The organism is Microcoleus sp. BR0-C5, from assembly GCF_036705045.1.
Lineage (GTDB): Bacteria > Cyanobacteriota > Cyanobacteriia > Cyanobacteriales > Microcoleaceae > Microcoleus.
In genome coordinates, this window is sequence record NZ_JAUBTR010000100.1 from 1 (window position 1) to 19,267 (window position 19,267).

The window sequence follows — 19,267 nt, forward strand, 5'->3', positions numbered from 1 at the left end:
ATTGCACTAATCTGGTGGCCAGAGTACCGTTCTGAACATTTACAAGCCCTGCTTACTCAAATGTTCGGATGGAATACTCCGGGACGGAAATACAGCAGTGCTACTATCGCTGACTGGTTGGAGGGAGAAGACGAGTTAGTCCGTGAGCGAATTACTGAACTCATCCGTCTCCAAGGAAAAATTTAGAGGCTCTGCCTGACAATTGACGGCTCAGTCGCATCCCCCTTAACTGGGGGATTTTGATGTCTACAAACTTTGTAGACAACTTGTGGACATTGTAGAAAGTTACCTAAAGCTTTATGTAACCCCACTGGTGGCGGCTATTTTTCCGATCCGCCGAAGAGAAATTTTGCATTACCTCATAAAAATATCGCGGCGAATCGAAAAAATCCCGCTAGAGAAGAAAAGAAATCAAATCAATCTCAACCTTCGTTTTTTAGAAGATTTCAATTCTGCTTTTAAGCTTTCAATCTCAGTGCGTAATTGATTATTTTGATGAGTCAAAGCCTCAGCGCCAAAACGTAAATAATGTAGCTTCATGGCTTTGGAAACATCAAAATCTTTGGAATCTTCATCCTCAAAAGAATAAAACGGAGGAGAAAAATATTCCTGCCCATCAAGATATCGAGCAATCTCTAGCAGTTGGTCAGCCAAAGAAATTGGTACTCTGATGGTCTTAATATGGTTTGTAGACCATGTACAAGGACGCCCTGACCCTAATCGCTTTCCACCACGCCCCCTAGCCTTAACTGATTTAATCATAAAATCAAGGAAAATATTGATTATTCGTGTCAATTCAAAAATAGCTATATCCCAAGTAGATAGAGCCTTCTAATATATTAATTTATTATTATTTTTCTTAGTTATACCGGGTATTACTCACCCCGGTTGGCCTGCGGCGCCATTAATCTGACTGTCGCGGCCGGGAGGGCGGGCCATAACCCGGCTCCCCCCCCGGCCCACGTTTTTCATCTCATCATCATACCTGTCTACAGCTTGTCAAGAATTAACTTGAGAACGGATATCAGCTTGCTGGCTGAGTTCGCCCTGTAGCCCGGTTCTTTAGCCTCTATTTTTGCCTTAAGGATTCTCAGGGAACTTGAGCTCTCATCCTGTGTCACAAGTGATTTACCTGCATCCATCTGACGTGCTACCACCAGTATCTGTTCAGCGAGGGCAACGGGTACTCTGATAGTTTGAGTTTTGCCCGATCGCCACTTGCTCTCGTAAGGTTTTAAAGTTTGAATATTTCCGTTGGGATTAGACATGATTCTCTGTCACAAGTGATTGAGTACCTTTGTACCCTAACAGGAACTCGTTTAAGTGTCAAGCACTGTGTCAAGTGATTGAGTCTATTTTCTTAGCTCGTGTACTGTGAGATGTCTACAGCCTGTATACAAACTTTGTCTACACGAAGCAACAACAACGTCAAGTCTACAATTTGTCTACAAATCGGGTGGAACTGTAGACAAGGTTGCGAGCGATCGCCTTGACCGTGTACTTGACCGCAAGAGCTCAAGGAAGTGCGGCGCGATCGGGAGGAAATTAAAAACTCGGCTCCGACCGTCGCAGAATTTCCAGAGCCGGCCGACTTGCTCAACCAATTGAGAGCACAGCACAAAAAGACGAGGGCTGACCGGTTAGACGTTGAGGTAATTTTAAAAATACTTTCGTCCTGACCGATCGCCCACAGAAGGGGAGGAGTGAAAACAAAAAGTGGTATACCGAAGCGGTTTGTATACCGTTTTTGTATACCACTGGGGGTAAATTGCACAGATGGCTAAAAAAGCTGATAGCCTCAAAGCCTTGTGTAGTAAGGGATGTACGGAGAGGGTGGGATTTGAACCCACGTTGAAGTTGCCTCCAAAATAGATTTCGAGTCTACCGCATTCAACCGCTCTGCCACCTCTCCAATTGATTTGAGATGTGAGCTAAAAGTATTTTACCGCACAGTGTGCCAGATTGTAAATCTTTATAAAAAAGAAGTTTGATTTTCTTCAGATTCCAAAGTGGTCTTAAATCCCCCTGCGGGAGTCCACAGGAGGGCTCCGTCGCGCCCTGTCCAGAAAATCTGGGTTTTGCTTTGGCGCAGTTGGGCTGCGGTTTCTGGGTCGATTTCGTCAGCAGAGGCGATCGCCACTTGCGGCCCCACTGCGCCCAATAACTCAGTCGTCAGGGCTTTTCCTGACCACCACAGCACTTGAGCCTGCTTCAAGGTTCCCGTTGCTGCCAATTTTTTTTGCGCTTCCGGTGTCATTTCACCGATGAGCAACCAAGTTCGATTTCCCACCAGGAATTCTACCACCGGAATCTCCGCATTCACCAACTGCAACCGCGTCGAACCCAGATCAACTGTACTGTTAGTTTCTAAAGGAAAGTAAACGCCTTGGCGAGATTGCACAGCCGTCATAAATTCCTGATTGTTGCCACGGTTAATTTGTTTCGGAGCGTTGTTATCATAAAATGTTTTAATGGGCAAGCGTTCTAGTAATTTTCCCCAACCGCCACTCAAACCTAAATGACCGTGAGTGGCGATCGCAAAATTGACAGAATTAACTCCTTGCTGCTGCAAAAAAGGCAACACTGTAAACCTCACAGTATTTTCATCACCGCTATTGATCAGCGCCACTTTTCCCCTATCTTGAATTACTAAAACAGGCTCACCAGATGTCGCCAGCAAAGTAACTTGAAATAAAGAGGATTGAACGTGCCAAGCTGGCAAAACTATGATACTTATTCCCGCCACCACCGCCAGCGGTAAAATCCAAGCAGATGAAAAACTCGGCAGCGACACAACTCTACTTTCTTCCTTCTTCCTTCTTCCCTCTTCCTTCTTCCTTCTTCCCTCTTCCTTCTTCCTTCTTCCTTCTTCCTTCTTCCTTCTTCCTTCTTCCTTCTTCCTTCTTCCCCCGATCCAAACCCAGCAAATTAAACTGTAAAGCGCGATTAGCTGCAACACCGATACTTGACCGACAGCTACCGAATTACCGGGTAATTGCGAGAAATATTGGGCGATCGCAATTAACCCCTTTGCCGGATAGTCCAGCAGTTGCGCTAAAATACTGCCAGCCAGCGGAAAAATCAATCCAGCTAAAGCGCTAACCATCCCCCCAATACTCAAAATCCACAGCAAAGGAGCCGCAATAATATTGACTAAAATGCTGTAAGGTGATACCACGCTAAAAACATAAAGTAACAGTGGCAGCACCCAAACTGAAGCGGCGATTGGAACCACAACAATCGAAGCGATCGCGGGTGGCATCCAGTCCAACTTTGCCATCAGTGGCGGCGTGGTCACGATTAACCCCAAAGTCGCCAAAAAACTCAGTTGGAAACCTAAATCCCAAATCCACAAAGGGTTAACCAGCAGTAAAATAGTAGCAGCGATTAACAGCAATCCCAATGGCTTAACTTCACGAGTTAGCACCAAAGCAAATAGTGTTCCAAATCCCATCAAAGCGGCGCGACATACTGAAGCTTCAAAGCCAGTTAATCCCACGAGCAAAAACAAAGCACCGACGCCAAAACTAAATTGTAATTGTTTGGAAAAACGCCTGGTTAAACCTAGAAATAAAGCCAAAACCATCGAAACTTGAGTGCCCGAAGCTGCGATCGCATGAGCCAATCCAGCCTGCACAAAATAGTCGCGGATGTTGTAAGGTAAATCTACCGCTTGTTTGCCGAGGGCGATCGCACTGATCAAGGGCCCTTCGGGAACATTTAACTGCGATAGTTGCGATCGCACGATCCGCTGCCGCATCGCTTGAATTTTCGATGGCAGCATCCCGCTGGCATCCCAGAAAGCAGCCGTTTGGCTGTTAACTCGATTTACATCCGCGATCGCCTTTTCTCTCTTCCAGTCAATTTGACGGCCTTTGAGCCCTACAAAAGCTCCTTCTCTGGCTAAATATGCTTGAAAATTAAAAGCCCCCGGATTCGACGGTGGCTGCGGTTTGTACAAGGAACCCACAACTGCGATCGTATTGTCAGCGTACAAACCCGTTGCTTGCAGGAGGGGCACTGTAACGTAGAGTTTACCGGAGACTGGGCGGTTGACAACTGCTCCTCCCTCGCCACCGTTGATTTCGCTAACCAAATCTGTTTCTAGCCAAAATTGCGATCGACCAGATCGAGTCAATCGAGGCGTACTGACAACTCTACCGCGAACTGTCACTGCCACTTCTTGAGTGTTTCCAACCGCCGGAATCAGTTTGCTGATGTCATCTATTGCCGGTTGGGGCGATCGAACTGCAAAATAAACGCTAGCTAGAAATGCCAGCAAAGCCGCAACTGCCCACACCCATTTTGCTCTCGGCAGCATCTCCAACAAACTCAACTCTTCCCTCGCATCTAAGGGTGATTCCAGAGCATTTTCTTTTTGTCTGCTGCGTCTTTTCTTAGTAACTTGAACAGAATTTTTAGTATATTTTCGCAACAATTTCGGCAGGGATATCGCCACCGCTATTCCCAAAGCAAGTATCGCGTATCTACCCCAAGGAACCGCTGTAGAAATCAATCCCAAAATGTAGGCAAGACAGAAAATGACACCCGTTGCTTGATTCATTAATTAGCAAGTAATTAGCAATTTTTACTGTCAAAAGTAGAGTTGGTTTCAGTCCAGAACACATAATATCAATTCCGGTTATATCGGAATGATTTAACCACAGAGAACGCAGAGAACGCAGAGGAAGAGAAGAGAGAGAGACGAATAATGCCGATGAAGAGAGGATTTCATATAACCTCTGTATGTAGGGTACACATTGCGACCCTACATATACTACTACTGCCTGATAAGTCTTCTTCTAAATAGACAGCCCCAATTTTAAACCAAAAGCCGCGTGTAGCACCATAAGTGCAAGAGCCGTCGTGCCTAAATAAGCGTGAACCGCGCGCAGTGCTAGCTTATTGCCCCCAAAACCCGTCAGCGAAATCAAGCTGCCAATAGCCAGTAAAACCAGCACAGTCGAACCTGTCCAAAAATGCGGACTTTCCATGACGGGCTGGTGCTGCATCACCAGCGACAGCAAGCCGCCTGTATAGCCCAAAGCTAGAAACAGAAACATCCACGGTGCAAGCTTGCGGTGATCCGAGCGACTTTTGAGTGCGACATCTTTATCGGTGGCCAAACGTCCCTGCCATCCCGTATACCCGACAAAACTGCCCATCGCCACTACCACGATCCCCATCATTACAGGGTGGCCCCAATGGGTAATTGGTTCGGGAATTCCCAGACTGCGAAATTGACTGGCGATGGGTTCTAGAAGTTCGCTTAAATTTACCATTTGATACTGACTCCAAACTTGGCGATAAATATTTTCGGACTAATCATTAAAATATTATAAAATATTAGTGTAGCAAGTGCGATCGCGACTTCAAAGAGCTGTTTAATATCAAATCCGTGGTTCATAGTCTGGCGTAAAGTTTCCTTCAATCTGCAATCCAATAGAAGCACAATTTTCATTTTTTCGGCTCACAGTCAACAGTCAACAGTCAACAATCATGAGGAGTGCAACCGGAATCTATCATGATGGTCAAACATTGTCCAAAAGCCTAGATATACGCAAAACTTAGCCGGCCCAAGCCGGCTGTGAGATGTTTTACAGCAGTGATGCTGCTTCAAGTTAATTATTAGCCTGAGCGGCTAAATCTAAGAGCAAAAATAAACGCCATTCGCCCGCACATCACACCCCGTGGGCTGCCTTTTGCCCAATCTTCACAGCCTCATCCTCACTCTGGATGTTAAATTTTACCTGCCTGCTCAAAGTTAATTTCAATTCCTTGACTTTTCAATGGCAAAGTGAGAAATTAACATCGCAGCCGACGATCACTCACACTTCTACATTTTGCTAATCGTTCTCAAGGGAGAATCAACTACTGAAAAAAAACTAGAGGTTCCAAGTTTGAGACTTCTGGCATAAAGTATGCCGTCTGCCCAGGCTCACTTCGATCGACTGATCGCTAAACTGTCTCAAGGCACCCTGATAGCACCCTTGGCTGTTGAGCAGCCATCGCTGTGCACCTAAATGAACCCTCTCAACTAACTTGCTGGGGATTCTGTTTTAGCAGACAAGCACTGACTTTCTTGCGTCGCCTTCCTCGGAACCGTGCAATCGCTACACTCACTGCGCCGTCGCTAAAGTAGCTTCCGAAGGTTGGATTTGATACTTTACGAGATTTGCCAGTTCTTGTAACTGATTAATCGCTTCTGCACCTTCTAGTTTCATGAGTTCGCGGTCGTCCCGCATCTCAGTCCAAGTGATACCGTAATCTGACACTAAAAATCGAATCAGATGGTTGTCCGTCAAACTGACCATAAATGAGGCACTGTTCATCTGACCCCCGCAAGTGTAGCAGGATGCCAGATAACCCCGATGCTCTAGCACGATCGCTAAAGCTTGGAGGTTCATTACCAAATCTTGAACGAATTTACGGTGTTGTTCTGCAAGTCTCAGAAACACAGTTCTCCTCCTATCACCACACCGTGTATTTTACATCCCATTTAATAATTTCTTAATAAGTGGGTATTTAGGTGCTGGTTCAGTATACGTTTAGTATGCTCAAAAAAAATCGGATTAGCGACCTCTTCAGCCTACCTATACTAGATTAACCGAGTTGTGGTCGAAACGCAGTATCAGCAGCGACATTCAGCCAAAACAGCCTCTCGCGGGGGACTCCAGCCGGAAAATTTGCCTGCTGTAAAGGCTGATTCAGCCGTCACAGAACCCAAAGATACAAATAACTAATGATAGCAATGAAATTAGTTAAGTAGAAGAGTTCAATCACCCTGGGGATACTCGTCCCAAAGCGTAGTCGTCTGCCGCAAGCTCCGAAAATCGCCATTCCCCAAAATCAAGTGATCCAGTAACGGAATCGACAAAAACTGCGCTCCCGCCAGCAACTGTCGCGTCAAAGCAATATCCTCCGGGCTTGGTTCCACAATCCCGGAGGGGTGATTGTGCGAGATAATCGCCCGCGTCGCCCCCTGGCGGATCACCTCGCGAAAAATATCCCGTGGGTGAGCCAAAGTTTCCGTTGCTGTGCCGATCGTAATTACCTGAGTACCCAGCAGCCGATTTTTCACATCCAGCAGCACCACAGCAAAACGTTCCTGAGACTGCCACATCAAATCCTGACTCAGGGCATCCGCCGCCGCTTGCGGAGAGTCAACCACAGCCATTTCCGGCGGCCGCGACTGAAATACCCGCTTCCCCAACTCCACCGCAGCCAAAATCGAAGTCGCCTTAGCAGGGCCAATCCCGTGAATCTGCGTCAACTCCTGAACGCTAATAGTGCGTAGCACCGCCAGAGGATCGCGGGAATGCAAACTCAACTGATTTAAAATATACTGTCCGAGCCCGACGGCGGAAAGTTTGCCTGGTCCCTGACCAGTACCCAGGAGAATCGCAATCAATTCTGCAGTCGCCAAACTTTTCGGGCCGCCTGCCATCAGCCGTTCCCGTGGCCGTTCACTCGTTGGCAAATCGACAATTCTTAAGCTGTAAGTCATAGCTGCACCCGCACCGCAAGCTCAACAATTAGACAATTTTAGCCGATCGATTTGCCTTCTTCAATTCGTACAATCACCGAAAAAAGCCTTCCTCATTAACCGAGGATTTTGGCAGATCAAATCTAACCCAGCGTTTCACAAGCGATCGAGTCTTGATCTCGATCGAGCTTAAACGGATCGCCCGGATATGCCTCTAACACTCGCTGCGCTTCGGCTTGAGTCGCAAAGTCAGAACAGTTGCAATCCGAGTTAACGCAACTCGGAAAATCGGCACTTTTAACCTTCGGTTTAGAAGACTCGTAGATAACTTTCTTGATATCTTCCTTTGGCTGCTGTGCATCAAGAGCAATCTCTGCAGTTCATTCAACAGATTTGACTGAAGATGGCAATTTGCGATCGGACTCTGGTTTGGCAAGTGCAGGTGCGGGAGTAGAAATGGCAGGTTTCGGTGTTGGTGTCGGCGTTTTCACAGTCTCCGGCTTGGGTGTCTGCACTGCCGAAAGCAGTGAGGGCTTAGCGGTTTGAGATGATTCTAGTCGATCGCTTGGGGCCGGAAGCGCCACCGAAACTTGGCTTAGCGGATTTGGTGCGGTGACGCCAACAAGTACAAACGAAGCCACCATCAACCCGCCGTACATGGCGATCGCTTGCGGGTTGGTGCGGCCACCCATTTCGGATTAACAATACCCAGAAAGAAGGCAGGAATCGACAATAGAAAGCTTAAGACGAAAAAATTAAACATAGCGACTTTTGCCCGTCAAAAATAGAAGTAGTCCAGGACGCAGAAACGGTTTTTTTTTACCCAGATACGAGGTGGATGGCGAGGGGTATCTGTTTAAAAAAAATTAAAAAGCCCGTTTCTTCAATTCCTGTGCGTAAGTCCTGAGAACTTAACTTCCTTATTTAGCGGCAGGCAGACTCACAAATCCCTATGATTTACGAAATAAATAGGACGCTGGACACCAGACGATAGGAAACCTGGTTTCAGATTGCATTTCTTCTTACTAAACCCACGATTTTTTCCTACAGTTCGCGATCGCACTCCGATGCCTATAAACCGGGATTTTTAATTGCAGTAAATTAGTAGAACCAAGTATTTTTCTTAAAAAACTACGTTTCTCGCCCCAACCGGGCGTAAGTCCTGGTAAAATTTCTTGTAATGCTGCCAAAAAAGTGAAATGCATACCCAGCTACCTTCAGCGCAAAGGTGCGCTGACCTTAAATTCTGGCCATTCAGTTGAGGCCAGCAGCCCCGATGAAACTGGTTGTGGCGTCTTAGGTGCTGTAACCCCAAGGAAAAGGAACGAAACTGCCATCAACCCGCCGTACAAGGCAGCCGATCGCTTGCGAGTTCCCAGTCCCACCCATTGAGGATTTAGCAGACCCAGACAAAAAGCCGGTGTGGAAAACATAAAAGTTAATACAAACAAGCTGGACATCACGCACCTCCGAACTAGCGAAATTGCAGCAATTAATTACTTTAATCTCCAATTAATAGCTCACAAATCCGCTTAAAAAAGTTGCAATTTAGGATTTATAACTTGAGAATTATTGATGTTTATCAAACAATAATAATTTTTTTTAAATCTCTTACTTTAGATAGTTGTTAAAAAAATAAGAGCTTTCTAGAGAGTCCAAAAATCCAGCTTAAAATAAACACTAAATTCCTTAATCAAAATATGAAAGTCCGCTTTAATGTAGTGCGCCAAAATCAAAACGAGGCTCCCCGGGTTCACACTTACACCCTAGATGTGGAAGAGAGCAATACCATCCTCGACTGCCTCAACAGTATTAAGTGGGAACAGGACGGCACTTTAGCTTTTCGCAAAAATTGCCGCAATACAATTTGCGGCAGTTGTTCTATGCGAATTAACGGTCGATCGGCATTGGCTTGCAAAGAAAATGTGGCCAGCGAACTCGCAAGACTGCAAAAAATAGCTGATTCCAGCTCAGCAGAAATACCTACAAATTTCATCCCAGAAATCACCGTCGCCCCAATGGGAAATATGCCGGTTATTAAAGATTTGGTTGTTGATATGACCAGTTTTTGGGACAACCTAGAAGCAGTTGAACCATATATCAGCACAGCCTCGCGAACAATTCCAGAACGCGAATTTCTGCAAACTCCAGAAGAGCGATCGAAACTCGACCAAACTGGCAACTGCATCCTCTGCGGCGCGTGCTATTCTGAGTGCAACGCGCGCGAAGTCAACCCGGAATTTGTCGGCCCCCACGCCCTCGCCAAAGCTTACCGCACGATCGCCGACTCCCGCGACAGCGAAACCGAAAATCGGCTCGAAAAATACAACGAAGGCACCGCAGGCGTCTGGGGATGCACCCGCTGTTATTACTGCAACTCGGTTTGTCCGATGGAAGTTGCGCCGATGGATCAAATTGGTAAGATTAAACAGGAGATTCTTGATCGCAAAGACGACCAAGCCAGTCGATCGATCCGCCACCGCAAAGTTTTAATCGATCTTGTCAAAGAAGGTGGCTGGATAGATGAGCGGAAATTTGGCATCGAAGTAGTAGGAAACTACTTCCGCGACGTTAAAGGTTTGCTGAGTCTGGGCCCGTTGGGTTTGAGAATGATCGCTCGCGGCAAGTTCCCGCTGTTTTTTGAGCCTTCAGAAGGTACCGAAACGGTGCGAAATCTGATCGAATCGGTTCAAAGTTTAGAAAAGTCGGCAGATTAGCGATCGGCTGTCCTTTTCCTGGTAAATTACAAGTTGTGCGATCGCAAAGCTTCCCAAAAATCATCACTCAAAACTCGAAACTTAAAACTTTTAAATGACTGCTCAAACTCCTCCATCCCCAAAACCGACAACCCCAAATACCCCAAAACCAGAACCAGCGTTTGGGTGGAATGCCTACGCCGAACAAATCAACGGACGATTTGCGATGGTGGGATTCGTGGGACTTTTGCTGCTAGAATTCTTCACCCGCCAGGATTTTTTTACCTGGCTGGGTTTTCGTTAAATTAATCAAAATTAATTAAAAAAGGAAGCTGAAAAATTATCTATATTTCAGCTTCCTTTTGATTTTTAAGAGTTTTTTAAAATACAGTTTATCAAATTAGAGGTACAATACGATAACATTTCTACTGGCATACAAACATATGAATTTACAAAAGTGGATAGTAGTTGCTTGTAGTGCGATCGTCCTTGAATTATAGGGACACGGCATTGCCGTGCCCTGACTCCGAAGTTTCGTTCAAACTAATTTCCTGTTGTTTCACGGACGGTCAAACTGTACTTGCCTCTACCTTTTGGAGGCGGATCGTAAGCATTGACAATGACGCGATAGCGACCGTTCGCAGACAAGGTAACAGTAAGCTCTGAATTGGAATTTTGCTGCGTTGCATCATCATTTTCTGCAAGTAACTCGCCCTGGGAGTTGAAAATAGCGAGATAAGTATCAAACTCGGTACTTTCTACAGTAACAACCACTTTCTGACCCTGAGTGCCTTCAAAGGTATACTCGTCGTACAAACTGCTGTCCGAGGGCAGTACAGAAGACTTAGCAGGGCTGAGTTCTCCGTTTTGCTCTAAAATAACTTTAGATGAACCCGCATCAGGACTCGGCCGAGGTTCTACAGTTGGACTCTGAGTTGGCGAACTCTGTGGAGATGGCGATGGCTTGGGGCTTGCTTGAGCTAAAACCGCCTTGCCACCAGGCTTCGCATCAGTTAAATTTTGAGGAAATTCTGCTGAAATGAGGGTGGAACTACTGTTAGCAACTCCACCTAAATTTGAAACTGGCAGGGAGAAAGTCGGCTTGCCAGAAAAAGTAGCTAGTAGAGCAATTGGCGCGATCGCCCAAAATCTAACTTGACGCATGAATTACCTCGATTTGCAACGAAGAAGGAAGTTCGGCAACGGATTCTGTAACGGATTTAACGGATGGAAGAAGGAAGTTCGGCAACGAGCACTGTACAGGATTTAACGGATGGAAGAAGGAAGTTCGGCAACGAGCACTGTACAAGATTTAATGGATGGACGGAAGCAGGAAGCAGAATAATTCGACCAATTACCAATTCCCGATTACCAATTACCTTTTCCCCATTTTCACCGGACAGTTAGAGTGTAACGACCCCGGCCCGAAGCATCGTAAGCATTGACAATTACGCGATAGCGACCCGTAGCGGGCAAAGTAACGGTCAGAAACGCATTTTTAGTCGAATCGCTCCCATCGTCATTTTCTGCCACTAATCGGCCGTTAGGGCCAAAGATAGCCACATAGGGATCAAAATCTGTACTTTCGAGGGAAATGGCTACAGACTGACCCGATCGACCTTCAAAAGTATACTCTCGATACAGACTGTTGTCAGACGGCAATACTGGGCCGCCTGCGACTAAAGCGCCTTCTTCTTGCAAAATCGCCCGAGAAGGCGCGGTAGGAGCACTCGCTTTCAGTTCTAACGTATAAGCCCCTGACTGCTTAGCTTGGTAGGAATTTGCCACTAACGTGTAAGTCCCGTCTGCTGGCAGCCTGACTGTAATTCTGGCGTCTTTACTGCCTGCCCCGTCATCGTCTTGCGCGATTTCGCGCTGGTTGGGTCCGAGCAAAATTAAATAAGGGTCAATTTCTTGACTTTTCATTTCTATTGTGATTTGCTGGCCCGCTTTTCCCTCAAACGAGTAGAGGTCAAAAAAGCTGTTGTCGGTGGGCAGAACGCTAGACTTCTCGGTGAGGATGCCGCTGACAGCGGGCCCGTTTAACGCAACTTTTTGAGGTGATTTGTTGCCACCAAAGGGCGATCGGGCTTGAGCCACGCGGGGAGCTCGCCCTTCTCGCACCGCTGTCAGGAAAGCGGGTAATTTGTCTGCGGAAATTGCAAAACCGATACCGATATTGCCTCCACCCCGGCCGCGAGTAAAAATAGAAGTATTGACGCCGATTAATTCTCCTGAACTGTTGAGCAGTGGGCCTCCTGAATTGCCGGGATTGATGGCGGCGTCGGTTTGAATTAAGCCCCGCTGCTGGTCGATGCGGCTGACGATTCCGACTGTAAAAGTACCTTGAAATTGACCGAAGGGATTGCCGATCGCAAATGCTTGTTGCCCGACTTTCACCGAACCTGGACGGGCTACAGGAATAGTGGGCAAATTGTTTTGATCGCGAATCTTCACCACGGCTAAGTCTAGACCTTCTTCGCCGAATCCAATGACATCGGCGACAAGTTTTCTGCCGTCTGACAAAATGATATTGACGGTACCGCCTGCCGAAACAACGTGGGCGTTAGTTAACACCATGCCGTCGGGGCTGATAATTGTGCCACTGCCGTTAGATTTATCTGTATCGACGGTAACAACCGCTGGACTAGCCTTTTCGTAGACTCGAATATTGGTTTGTTCTTCGACAGTTTGGGCGATCGCCCCCTGGGAATGCACCGAGTTAAATTCCGTTAAATCTGTTGATTGCCGCACAGGGGATGTGGTAACAACCGCACTGGCGCTGGCTGCAACCCCAACCGTTAAAATTCCCGATACTGCTAAACTTAGAAGTTTGAAATTCATGGCGATCGATTTAGTATTTAGCGATCGGTAGCTAGGAATTAGGTTTTGTGGCTAACCGCTAACTACCTTCTCTAATTATTTTAGGACTTGCACCACGGTAGTGACATTCCTTACGCCGGTTCTCCAATTCGGGAATCTGAATCAGCAGCTAAATACTTAAAATTAGCTTGTCGTACCTCGGCATCCTCATTGCCGTAGAAAAAAGACAGCAAAGCAAAACGCTGGCCGCTAATCACCGGCGTCGCTTCATGCAGCAAAGAACACGAAAAAATAATCGCCGTGCCACAATCCCCTTTATAACCGTGCGGCGCGTACTCGGGAAACCGTAAAAATCCCCCCGTGTACTCTCCCACATTCAAGTTTAGCGTCATCGCAAACCTACGGTGCACCGTAGCTTTGCTAGTGTTGTCCCGGTGCGGCCGAAAATAACCGCCGCTGTCAGCATCGTAACAGCCCACCAAATAGCGCTCAAACCTAGTGATTGTAAACTGAAAAGCTTTTTCTACTTCCGGCCGCACCCGGCGCCAAATAATCGCACTCAATCGCTGCTGTAACTTCGGGTCTTCAATAAAGAAATCTCGGCGCTTCTTGAAAGTGTCGTCGTGCAGACCAACTGTTTTCCCGCCTATTTGCCTCATAAAGCCGGAGGGACTGCCACCGTGAGCTTTGTAGATATCGATTAAACTGCGGCAAGATGCTTTGTCCAAAACGTTAGGAATTACCAACACCGGGGCGTGGCGAGTGGCTGATCGGGCTTCCTCAATTGGGGGCAAACTTTTGAGAAAATCTAATACTTGCTGGGCGTGTTGGTGCGGTTCGCCCATCGGCAAAATATTAATTACCTGAAGGTTTTCGTTGAGAACAAAAGTTTGTGGTGCATAGTAAACTCCGGCAACTCCATTTTCTTCGACATCTCGGAAAACACCGTACTGCTGGCTGACTTTTTTATCCAAGTCCCAGAAAAAAAGGAATGACGGAGCAATTGTGGTTGGTCTGTTTTGTTCTTTGTCTGCTGGGTCAACGCTCACTCCAAACCTGGGTACTTGCAAGCTTTGGAATTCCTCTGAAAGCTCTTGAAAGCTTTTGAGGATAACTTGGATTTGTTCAAAAGCTGCGCTGGCAAAGAAAAACAGTACGACTCGCCGGCCGCCAACAGTTGAGAAATGAAATAAGGGGTTATTTGTAGAAGGAACGGAAAACCAGGGAGCCGGATCTCCTATTTCGAGTAATGGCATCTTGCTGATTTAATATTTGGGATTTTATATTTAGATTATTATGCTGTCGATTAGTTCCACAGATTCGGTAGGCCAATCGATTTTAGATTTTAGATTTTAGATTTTAGATTAAAGAATTGAAGCATTGACTTGCGCGAAATAAATTCGGGGTGGAAGTTTCTCGGATACAGGTTTTTTATTTCTGGACGGATGAATCACGTGGCGGGTATCCTGGATGCTTGATTGTCAAAATAATTTTGAAAAAAATTAGCTTTTCTTTGTGTATATCTCCGTTGGTCTGGGTTTTCAGCCTCGCAATTTACAGTCTTTTGAATCACTTTAATATCTGAAAAATAAGTAGATGGGCATCAATAAACGCAACTTATTTTTTCGCCTGCGGGCACGAGAAAAGTTTAGTTTCACCCATCTACTTAGTGTTTGCCTATTTGTCGAAACTGGGGGAATTATCCGGTTGGTCTTCCGGGTATTCTACAGGTCGATACTCCACGTAGTCTGACGGCGGTGCTTCCACGTCGCGGTTGCTGGGGCGAGACCTCGATGATTCCGTAGGACGGGGTTTTTTGGTTCTCGGCGGCGTATCGGAACTGCGGTTTTCCGAAGCAGGGGGGCGACTGCTGCGGCTGCGGGTCGGTCTTTCTTCGGGGTTGTCTGAAACGTCCCAGTTGTCAGACTCTTGGGCAGGCGGGGCTTCTGGGCGAGAGGGACGTTTGCGCGAGGCTCGATCGGGCGAGTCGGGCCGGGAGGTGTTAACGCTGCCGTTGCGATTCGAGGGGCGGCGGCGGGGTTCGTCGTCGTAGGCTTCCCGAGAGGAACGGTAGTCTTGGCTGCCTCTGATCCGGGGACGCTGCGGATAGTCTTCCTCTGGTTCTAGCTGTTCCATGTCGGCATCGTAGCCGTCGTAACCGTAGGCGTTGCTGACTGGTCGCTCTTCATCTACGTATTGGGCGCGACTTTTGGCTTGGGCTGTGGTCGCTCCTCGCAATTTAATGCTTTCTGCTGCAAAAAATATGGCGGAACCGGTGAGCAGAAATTGACCGAATGCCAGAATTGGGTCAAGCCGCCATCCTTGAAATAACAAAATACCGCCGCACAGCAAGCCGACTGCTGCAAAAAAAATATCGTGGTCTCGGGCTAGTTTGGGACGCCACGATCGCAGAAAATACAGTCCTGCCCCTGCTACTGCTAGGATAATCCCTAACAGGCTGCTCCAGTTCAATCCTAAATTGACCATTAGCCTATCTCCTATGTCTTTCCTATGTTAGCGAGTTAGATTTTACATCTATCATTAAGTCTGTCAGCCCGACTGTGCTTTCTGGGGCAGAGTCCGGTCAGGGTTTCAGCTTGGGAAGTCAGTATAATAATGAGTTTAACGGGAAAAAACCTCAGCTTGGCAGTCAACTGAAGGTTTTGCCTTGACAGTTGCTGGTAGCCGAGGTTTCTCGGATCGGGGAAATGCCCGACGTGTAGCCGAAAATTGACTTGCAGCGCCGGACTTAGAAACCCGCTGACTTTTTAGGTGCGCTTGATTTTGTCTTTTTGGCTGATGAAGATCAGACCGATGGTTGCTGGAATCACTACCACTGTCACGCCCACCAGCAGGCTGTACAAAAAGTTCGCGAGAGAAGGAGTCATAGATTCAAAGCCTTTGTTACAACAATTTGATTTTTATTAATTTTATACTTTCGATCGCACCTGTGAAACGGTTAAAATTATGAATAGCAGACTTAACAAAACTTAAAATTTCGAGATAAGACCCATGACTGGTATTACCGTTGCAAGTTGGATTCTGGGATCTGTCCTAGTCGTGATGACCTTGCTGTTTATTTTTCGGATCGTCCTGACTTGGTATCCCGAGGTGAACCTGAGCAAGTTGCCGTTGAGTCTGATTGCTTGGCCGACGGAACCTTTTTTAGCCGTAACTAGAAAGATTGTACCGCCGATCGGCGGGGTGGACATTACGCCGATTATTTGGGTGGGTATCTGTAGCTTACTGCGAGAAATGATTCTCGGTCAGCAAGGGCTGCTGACGATGATGATGTAGAAGTTGGCGGTTGATGGTTGACTGTTGACTGTTGACTGTTGGCGGTTCACTGCCAACTGCCAACTGCCAACTGCCAACTGACTAATGACTGTTTTGGTTCAAGAACTGTTCGACGAAATTCGTGTAAACTTCGCCACTGAGAAACTCGGGGGAATCGAGGATTTTTTGGTGAAAGCCCAGGGTGGTAGGAACGCCAGTGATAGCACATTCCCGCAATGCCCGTTTCATCCTGCGGATGGCTGTCGGTCGATCGCGCCCCCATACAATTACTTTACCGATTAAAGAATCGTAGTAAGCGGGTATTTCGTAATCGGTGTAGACGTGAGAGTCCATCCGCACGCCAGGGCCACCGGGAGGCAAATAACCGCTGATTATGCCGGGGTGAGGGCGGAAGTTGCGATCGGGATCTTCAGCATTGATGCGACACTCGATCGCGTGGCCGTTGAGAACTACTTGGTTTTGCTTGATTTGCAGTTTTTCTCCTTGGGCGATGCGGATTTGTTCGGCTATCAAGTCGAGGCCTGTAATCATCTCGGTGACGGGATGTTCTACTTGGATGCGGGTATTCATTTCCATGAAGTAGAACTTGCCCGATTTGTCAAGCAAAAATTCGACAGTGCCGGCACCCGTGTAGTTGATGGATTTGGCGGCGGCAATGGCGGCGTGACCCATTTGATCTCGCAGTTTCTGGCTGAGGGCTGGGCTGGGGGCTTCTTCGAGGAGTTTTTGGTGTCGGCGCTGAATTGAACAATCTCTCTCGCCGAGGTGGATGACGTTACCGTAGTTGTCGGCGAGGATTTGGATTTCGATGTGCCGGGGTTTTTCGATGAATTTTTCGAGGTAAAGTCCGGGGTTGCCGAAGGCTGCGTCGGCTTCGCCTTGGGCGGCTGAGAATAGTTTGGGGAGTTCGGATGCTTCTTTGACTAGCCTCATCCCGCGGCCTCCACCGCCGGCTGTGGCTTTGATCATCACAGGATAACCGATGTCGCGGGCGATCGACAAAGCTTCGCGATCGTCTGCCAGCAATCCCTCGCTACCGGGAACTGTGGGGACTTTCACCCGCTGCATAGTTTCCTTGGCGGTGGATTTGTCGCCCATCGCCCGCATTGCTGCCGGAGAAGGGCCGATGAAGGTAATTTGATGGTCGGCGCAGATTTCGGCAAATCGGGCGTTTTCGGCGAGGAAGCCGTAACCGGGGTGAATGGCTGCGGCGTTGCGTGTCAGGGCTGCCGCGATGATGTTGGGGATGTTTAAATAGCTTTTGCTGCTGGTGGGGGGGCCGATGCAAACGGCTTCGTCTGCCAACTGGACGTGCAGGGCGTGCTTGTCTACGGTGGAGTGAACGGCGACCGTGGCAATCCCCATTTCCTCGCAGGTCCGCAATATGCGGAGAGCTATTTCTCCCCGATTAGCGATTAAAATTTTCGAGAACCCCATCTTCGCTGCTTAATTCACTCAATATTCTGTACAATAATGCCTTTCGGTATGTTCTGGATAATCGTTTTCCAGAAATTGTTCACAAAAATTTATTTTACATTTTGCGGGTAGTGGTGCTATGATTGTAAATCGGCGGTGTCAAAGGGCAAGTCACAAGTTAAATGTCAGGAACCTCAACCTGTGAATCTTTAACTGGTAACGCAAAAATCCCAGACAGTGCCAGAAAGAGCGGATGTGGCGGAATTGGTATACGCGCACGCTTGAGGTGCGTGTGGCAATATGTCCTTGCGAGTTCGAGTCTCGCCATCCGCATTGAATATATAAAACAACTGTTGACGGTTTTGGCTGTCGGCAGTTGTTTTGTATTTGATGGGTGGGTGGGCAGAAACCGGGTTTTTGCGAGAATATTTGGTTACGGTGCGAAGATTTGCTGAAAAACCCGGTTTCTTTGATTTGTGGGTGAGTACGATCGGGTGCGGAGTCATCAGATATCTTTAAGTACGATTCCCTACGGGATAGCTTCGCTTCACGAACTTCTGACAGATCCGCACCCTACAAAATACTCTTTAACTGTCGATCGACAATTGTGTTTGAATTAAAAACATAGATACTTATCGTTTGTCAAGTAGAATGGGGTTAGTTAGGTTCCGAATCCGAGAGTTGGCTGAGGAAAAAGGATGGACGCTGAAGGATGTTGCCGATCGATCCGAGGTTCCGTACAGCACAGTCAGGCACTATGCTCGTTCTGAAGGACTAGCAACGGTTGATATCACATCCATTCAAAAGATAGCTCGCACGCTCGATGTTTTGATTGAGGAGTTAATGGATGTTGTTAAAGAATGAACCGATGAAATTATATTAGCAAACGGAAGTTAGATAGATGACATCCTACGCCTTAAACTTACCCGTTCAGTTACAGCAAGAAGCTGAAAAATTGGCAACACTCCAAGGCATTTCCTTCGATCAGTTTATCCTCTGGGCTGTAGCCGAAAAAGTCGCTACTCTCAACCAGCGGAATGACGATCCGGCTTTTCCTGAAATCACCTATGTGCGCGGCGCTAGTGGCGAACTCGTTCCCGTTTTGCGCGGCACTCGGTTGCGGGTGCAAACAGTAGTCATCGCAGCGCAGAAATGGGGTTTTTCTCCAAACCAAATTGCAACGGAGTATGATTTAAGTGAAGATCAAGTGAACGATGTTCTCGCTTTTTATGCGGCTCACCATCAAGAAATAGACGCATCTATTGCCGCTGAGCAAATTATCGAAGCTGCTAATGTCTAAACCGCTATTGCATCTAGATGCCGATACCTCTATTAAAGCTTTGCAAGCCGCCCTTTTATCTCGCAGTCACGATGTCACTCGGACACCGACTGACTGGATGGCTTTAGATGCTAGCGATGAGGCTCAATTGCTAGAAGCAACAGCGCGAGGGCGGTGTATTTTTACGTTTAATCCCACATTCCGCAGTTCTGGCTTTGATGACTAAGGATTTTCATACCTTCACTGTAGGAAAAATATCTGTGCCTACCT

Annotated in this window: 22 protein-coding genes and 2 tRNA genes; 8 read left to right on the plus strand and 16 right to left on the minus strand. The window is 47.2% G+C overall.

Going from position 1 to position 19,267, the window contains the following annotated elements; genetic code table 11:
• A partial coding sequence (locus QUB08_RS28800; RefSeq protein ID WP_333229307.1) for a hypothetical protein occupies positions 1 to 186 on the plus strand: 186 nt, incomplete at its 5' end.
• Between the two features lie 225 nt (positions 187 to 411).
• On the opposite strand, the gene QUB08_RS28805 is transcribed toward QUB08_RS28800, so the two are convergent.
• From QUB08_RS28805 to QUB08_RS28845, 10 genes are all read right to left on the minus strand, one after another.
• Positions 412 to 795: a hypothetical protein gene (locus QUB08_RS28805; RefSeq protein WP_333229309.1), complete on the minus strand. Its 384-nt coding sequence runs from the start codon at positions 793 to 795 to the stop codon at positions 412 to 414.
• Positions 796 to 989: 194 nt separating this feature from the next.
• The gene (locus QUB08_RS28810) at positions 990 to 1,268 is read right to left on the minus strand and encodes a hypothetical protein (RefSeq protein ID WP_333229311.1); all 279 of its coding nucleotides are present in this window, start codon (positions 1,266 to 1,268) and stop codon (positions 990 to 992) included.
• Positions 1,269 to 1,825: 557 nt separating this feature from the next.
• Positions 1,826 to 1,912 (minus strand) — tRNA-Ser (locus tag QUB08_RS28815).
• Positions 1,913 to 1,972: 60 nt separating this feature from the next.
• A complete protein-coding gene (locus QUB08_RS28820; protein ID WP_333229313.1) occupies positions 1,973 to 4,564 on the minus strand; it encodes a ComEC/Rec2 family competence protein in 2,592 nt (863 codons plus the stop codon).
• Between the two features lie 238 nt (positions 4,565 to 4,802).
• Positions 4,803 to 5,282 carry a DUF4079 domain-containing protein gene (locus QUB08_RS28825; RefSeq protein ID WP_333229315.1) on the minus strand — a complete coding sequence of 160 codons (480 nt, stop codon included), beginning with the start codon at positions 5,280 to 5,282 and terminating at the stop codon, positions 4,803 to 4,805.
• 837 nt (positions 5,283 to 6,119) lie between these two features.
• Positions 6,120 to 6,458 (minus strand): DUF1815 family protein, encoded by a 339-nt coding sequence (locus QUB08_RS28830; RefSeq protein ID WP_015176985.1) that lies wholly within the window; start codon positions 6,456 to 6,458, stop codon positions 6,120 to 6,122.
• Between the two features lie 317 nt (positions 6,459 to 6,775).
• Entirely contained in the window at positions 6,776 to 7,507 is a 732-nt protein-coding gene (gene radC, locus QUB08_RS28835) for a RadC family protein (protein WP_333229317.1), read from the minus strand.
• A 122-nt stretch (positions 7,508 to 7,629) separates the two neighbouring features.
• A complete protein-coding gene (locus QUB08_RS32225; protein ID WP_445300964.1) occupies positions 7,630 to 7,857 on the minus strand; it encodes an excalibur calcium-binding domain-containing protein in 228 nt (75 codons plus the stop codon).
• A gap of 9 nt (positions 7,858 to 7,866) precedes the next feature.
• Positions 7,867 to 8,178, minus strand: a complete 312-nt coding sequence (locus QUB08_RS28840) for a hypothetical protein (RefSeq protein WP_333229319.1) — start codon at positions 8,176 to 8,178, stop codon at positions 7,867 to 7,869.
• A 525-nt stretch (positions 8,179 to 8,703) separates the two neighbouring features.
• Positions 8,704 to 8,946, minus strand: coding sequence for a hypothetical protein (locus tag QUB08_RS28845; protein ID WP_333229321.1), 243 nt, complete (start codon positions 8,944 to 8,946; stop codon positions 8,704 to 8,706).
• A 240-nt stretch (positions 8,947 to 9,186) separates the two neighbouring features.
• On the opposite strand from QUB08_RS28845, the gene QUB08_RS28850 reads away from it, so the two are divergent.
• Entirely contained in the window at positions 9,187 to 10,203 is a 1,017-nt protein-coding gene (locus QUB08_RS28850; RefSeq protein WP_333229323.1) for a succinate dehydrogenase/fumarate reductase iron-sulfur subunit, read from the plus strand.
• Between the two features lie 94 nt (positions 10,204 to 10,297).
• Positions 10,298 to 10,486: a chlorophyll a/b-binding protein gene (locus tag QUB08_RS28855; protein WP_333229325.1), complete on the plus strand. Its 189-nt coding sequence runs from the start codon at positions 10,298 to 10,300 to the stop codon at positions 10,484 to 10,486.
• Positions 10,487 to 10,725: 239 nt separating this feature from the next.
• Here the strand turns inward: QUB08_RS28855 and QUB08_RS28860 are convergent, their stop codons facing one another.
• The 5 genes from QUB08_RS28860 to psbX all read right to left on the minus strand — a co-directional run bounded on the left by QUB08_RS28860 (position 10,726) and on the right by psbX (position 15,893).
• Entirely contained in the window at positions 10,726 to 11,346 is a 621-nt protein-coding gene (locus QUB08_RS28860; RefSeq protein WP_333229327.1) for a pre-peptidase C-terminal domain-containing protein, read from the minus strand.
• A 228-nt stretch (positions 11,347 to 11,574) separates the two neighbouring features.
• The gene (locus QUB08_RS28865; protein ID WP_333229329.1) at positions 11,575 to 13,026 is read right to left on the minus strand and encodes a trypsin-like peptidase domain-containing protein; all 1,452 of its coding nucleotides are present in this window, start codon (positions 13,024 to 13,026) and stop codon (positions 11,575 to 11,577) included.
• A 110-nt stretch (positions 13,027 to 13,136) separates the two neighbouring features.
• A complete protein-coding gene (locus QUB08_RS28870) occupies positions 13,137 to 14,261 on the minus strand; it encodes a redoxin domain-containing protein (protein WP_333229331.1) in 1,125 nt (374 codons plus the stop codon).
• Between the two features lie 421 nt (positions 14,262 to 14,682).
• On the minus strand, positions 14,683 to 15,492 hold the full coding sequence (locus QUB08_RS28875; RefSeq protein ID WP_333229333.1) for a Ycf66 family protein: 810 nt from the start codon (positions 15,490 to 15,492) through the stop codon (positions 14,683 to 14,685).
• 281 nt (positions 15,493 to 15,773) lie between these two features.
• The gene (gene psbX, locus QUB08_RS28880; RefSeq protein WP_333229335.1) at positions 15,774 to 15,893 is read right to left on the minus strand and encodes a photosystem II reaction center X protein; all 120 of its coding nucleotides are present in this window, start codon (positions 15,891 to 15,893) and stop codon (positions 15,774 to 15,776) included.
• Between the two features lie 124 nt (positions 15,894 to 16,017).
• Here psbX and QUB08_RS28885 point away from each other — a divergent pair, with 124 nt between their 5' ends.
• The gene (locus QUB08_RS28885; RefSeq protein ID WP_006634856.1) at positions 16,018 to 16,302 is read left to right on the plus strand and encodes a YggT family protein; all 285 of its coding nucleotides are present in this window, start codon (positions 16,018 to 16,020) and stop codon (positions 16,300 to 16,302) included.
• An 81-nt stretch (positions 16,303 to 16,383) separates the two neighbouring features.
• Here the strand turns inward: QUB08_RS28885 and accC are convergent, their stop codons facing one another.
• Positions 16,384 to 17,739, minus strand: coding sequence for an acetyl-CoA carboxylase biotin carboxylase subunit (accC, locus tag QUB08_RS28890; RefSeq protein ID WP_333213139.1), 1,356 nt, complete (start codon positions 17,737 to 17,739; stop codon positions 16,384 to 16,386).
• 228 nt (positions 17,740 to 17,967) lie between these two features.
• Between accC and QUB08_RS28895 the strand changes: the two genes are divergently transcribed.
• The 4 genes from QUB08_RS28895 (at position 17,968) to QUB08_RS28910 (ending at position 19,223) form a co-directional block, all read left to right on the plus strand.
• Positions 17,968 to 18,051, plus strand: a tRNA-Leu gene (locus tag QUB08_RS28895).
• A 318-nt stretch (positions 18,052 to 18,369) separates the two neighbouring features.
• The gene (locus QUB08_RS28900; protein WP_333229337.1) at positions 18,370 to 18,582 is read left to right on the plus strand and encodes a helix-turn-helix transcriptional regulator; all 213 of its coding nucleotides are present in this window, start codon (positions 18,370 to 18,372) and stop codon (positions 18,580 to 18,582) included.
• 37 nt (positions 18,583 to 18,619) lie between these two features.
• The gene (locus QUB08_RS28905; RefSeq protein ID WP_333229339.1) at positions 18,620 to 19,018 is read left to right on the plus strand and encodes a DUF433 domain-containing protein; all 399 of its coding nucleotides are present in this window, start codon (positions 18,620 to 18,622) and stop codon (positions 19,016 to 19,018) included.
• A complete protein-coding gene (locus QUB08_RS28910; protein ID WP_333229341.1) occupies positions 19,011 to 19,223 on the plus strand; it encodes a hypothetical protein in 213 nt (70 codons plus the stop codon). The genes QUB08_RS28905 and QUB08_RS28910 overlap by 8 nt, the downstream gene beginning before the upstream one ends.
• The last annotated feature ends 44 nt before the right edge of the window (positions 19,224 to 19,267 follow it).

What these genes read in the sequence shown, in the direction of transcription:
- QUB08_RS28845 (WP_333229321.1), bottom strand. Translation starts at nt 8,946, where the DNA reads ATGTCCAGCTTGTTTGTATTAACTTTTATGTTTTCCACACCGGCTTTT.
- QUB08_RS28855 (WP_333229325.1), top strand. Translation starts at nt 10,298, where the DNA reads ATGACTGCTCAAACTCCTCCATCCCCAAAACCGACAACCCCAAATACC.
- QUB08_RS28810 (WP_333229311.1), bottom strand. Translation starts at nt 1,268, where the DNA reads ATGTCTAATCCCAACGGAAATATTCAAACTTTAAAACCTTACGAGAGC.
- psbX (WP_333229335.1), bottom strand. Translation starts at nt 15,893, where the DNA reads ATGACTCCTTCTCTCGCGAACTTTTTGTACAGCCTGCTGGTGGGCGTG.
- QUB08_RS28910 (WP_333229341.1), top strand. Translation starts at nt 19,011, where the DNA reads ATGTCTAAACCGCTATTGCATCTAGATGCCGATACCTCTATTAAAGCT.
- QUB08_RS28820 (WP_333229313.1), bottom strand. Translation starts at nt 4,564, where the DNA reads ATGAATCAAGCAACGGGTGTCATTTTCTGTCTTGCCTACATTTTGGGA.
- QUB08_RS28885 (WP_006634856.1), top strand. Translation starts at nt 16,018, where the DNA reads ATGACTGGTATTACCGTTGCAAGTTGGATTCTGGGATCTGTCCTAGTC.
- QUB08_RS28905 (WP_333229339.1), top strand. Translation starts at nt 18,620, where the DNA reads ATGACATCCTACGCCTTAAACTTACCCGTTCAGTTACAGCAAGAAGCT.
- QUB08_RS28875 (WP_333229333.1), bottom strand. Translation starts at nt 15,492, where the DNA reads ATGGTCAATTTAGGATTGAACTGGAGCAGCCTGTTAGGGATTATCCTA.
- QUB08_RS28900 (WP_333229337.1), top strand. Translation starts at nt 18,370, where the DNA reads ATGGGGTTAGTTAGGTTCCGAATCCGAGAGTTGGCTGAGGAAAAAGGA.
- QUB08_RS28825 (WP_333229315.1), bottom strand. Translation starts at nt 5,282, where the DNA reads ATGGTAAATTTAAGCGAACTTCTAGAACCCATCGCCAGTCAATTTCGC.
- QUB08_RS28865 (WP_333229329.1), bottom strand. Translation starts at nt 13,026, where the DNA reads ATGAATTTCAAACTTCTAAGTTTAGCAGTATCGGGAATTTTAACGGTT.
- QUB08_RS28840 (WP_333229319.1), bottom strand. Translation starts at nt 8,178, where the DNA reads ATGGGTGGCCGCACCAACCCGCAAGCGATCGCCATGTACGGCGGGTTG.
- QUB08_RS28860 (WP_333229327.1), bottom strand. Translation starts at nt 11,346, where the DNA reads ATGCGTCAAGTTAGATTTTGGGCGATCGCGCCAATTGCTCTACTAGCT.
- QUB08_RS28870 (WP_333229331.1), bottom strand. Translation starts at nt 14,261, where the DNA reads ATGCCATTACTCGAAATAGGAGATCCGGCTCCCTGGTTTTCCGTTCCT.
- QUB08_RS28850 (WP_333229323.1), top strand. Translation starts at nt 9,187, where the DNA reads ATGAAAGTCCGCTTTAATGTAGTGCGCCAAAATCAAAACGAGGCTCCC.
- accC (WP_333213139.1), bottom strand. Translation starts at nt 17,739, where the DNA reads ATGGGGTTCTCGAAAATTTTAATCGCTAATCGGGGAGAAATAGCTCTC.
- radC (WP_333229317.1), bottom strand. Translation starts at nt 7,507, where the DNA reads ATGACTTACAGCTTAAGAATTGTCGATTTGCCAACGAGTGAACGGCCA.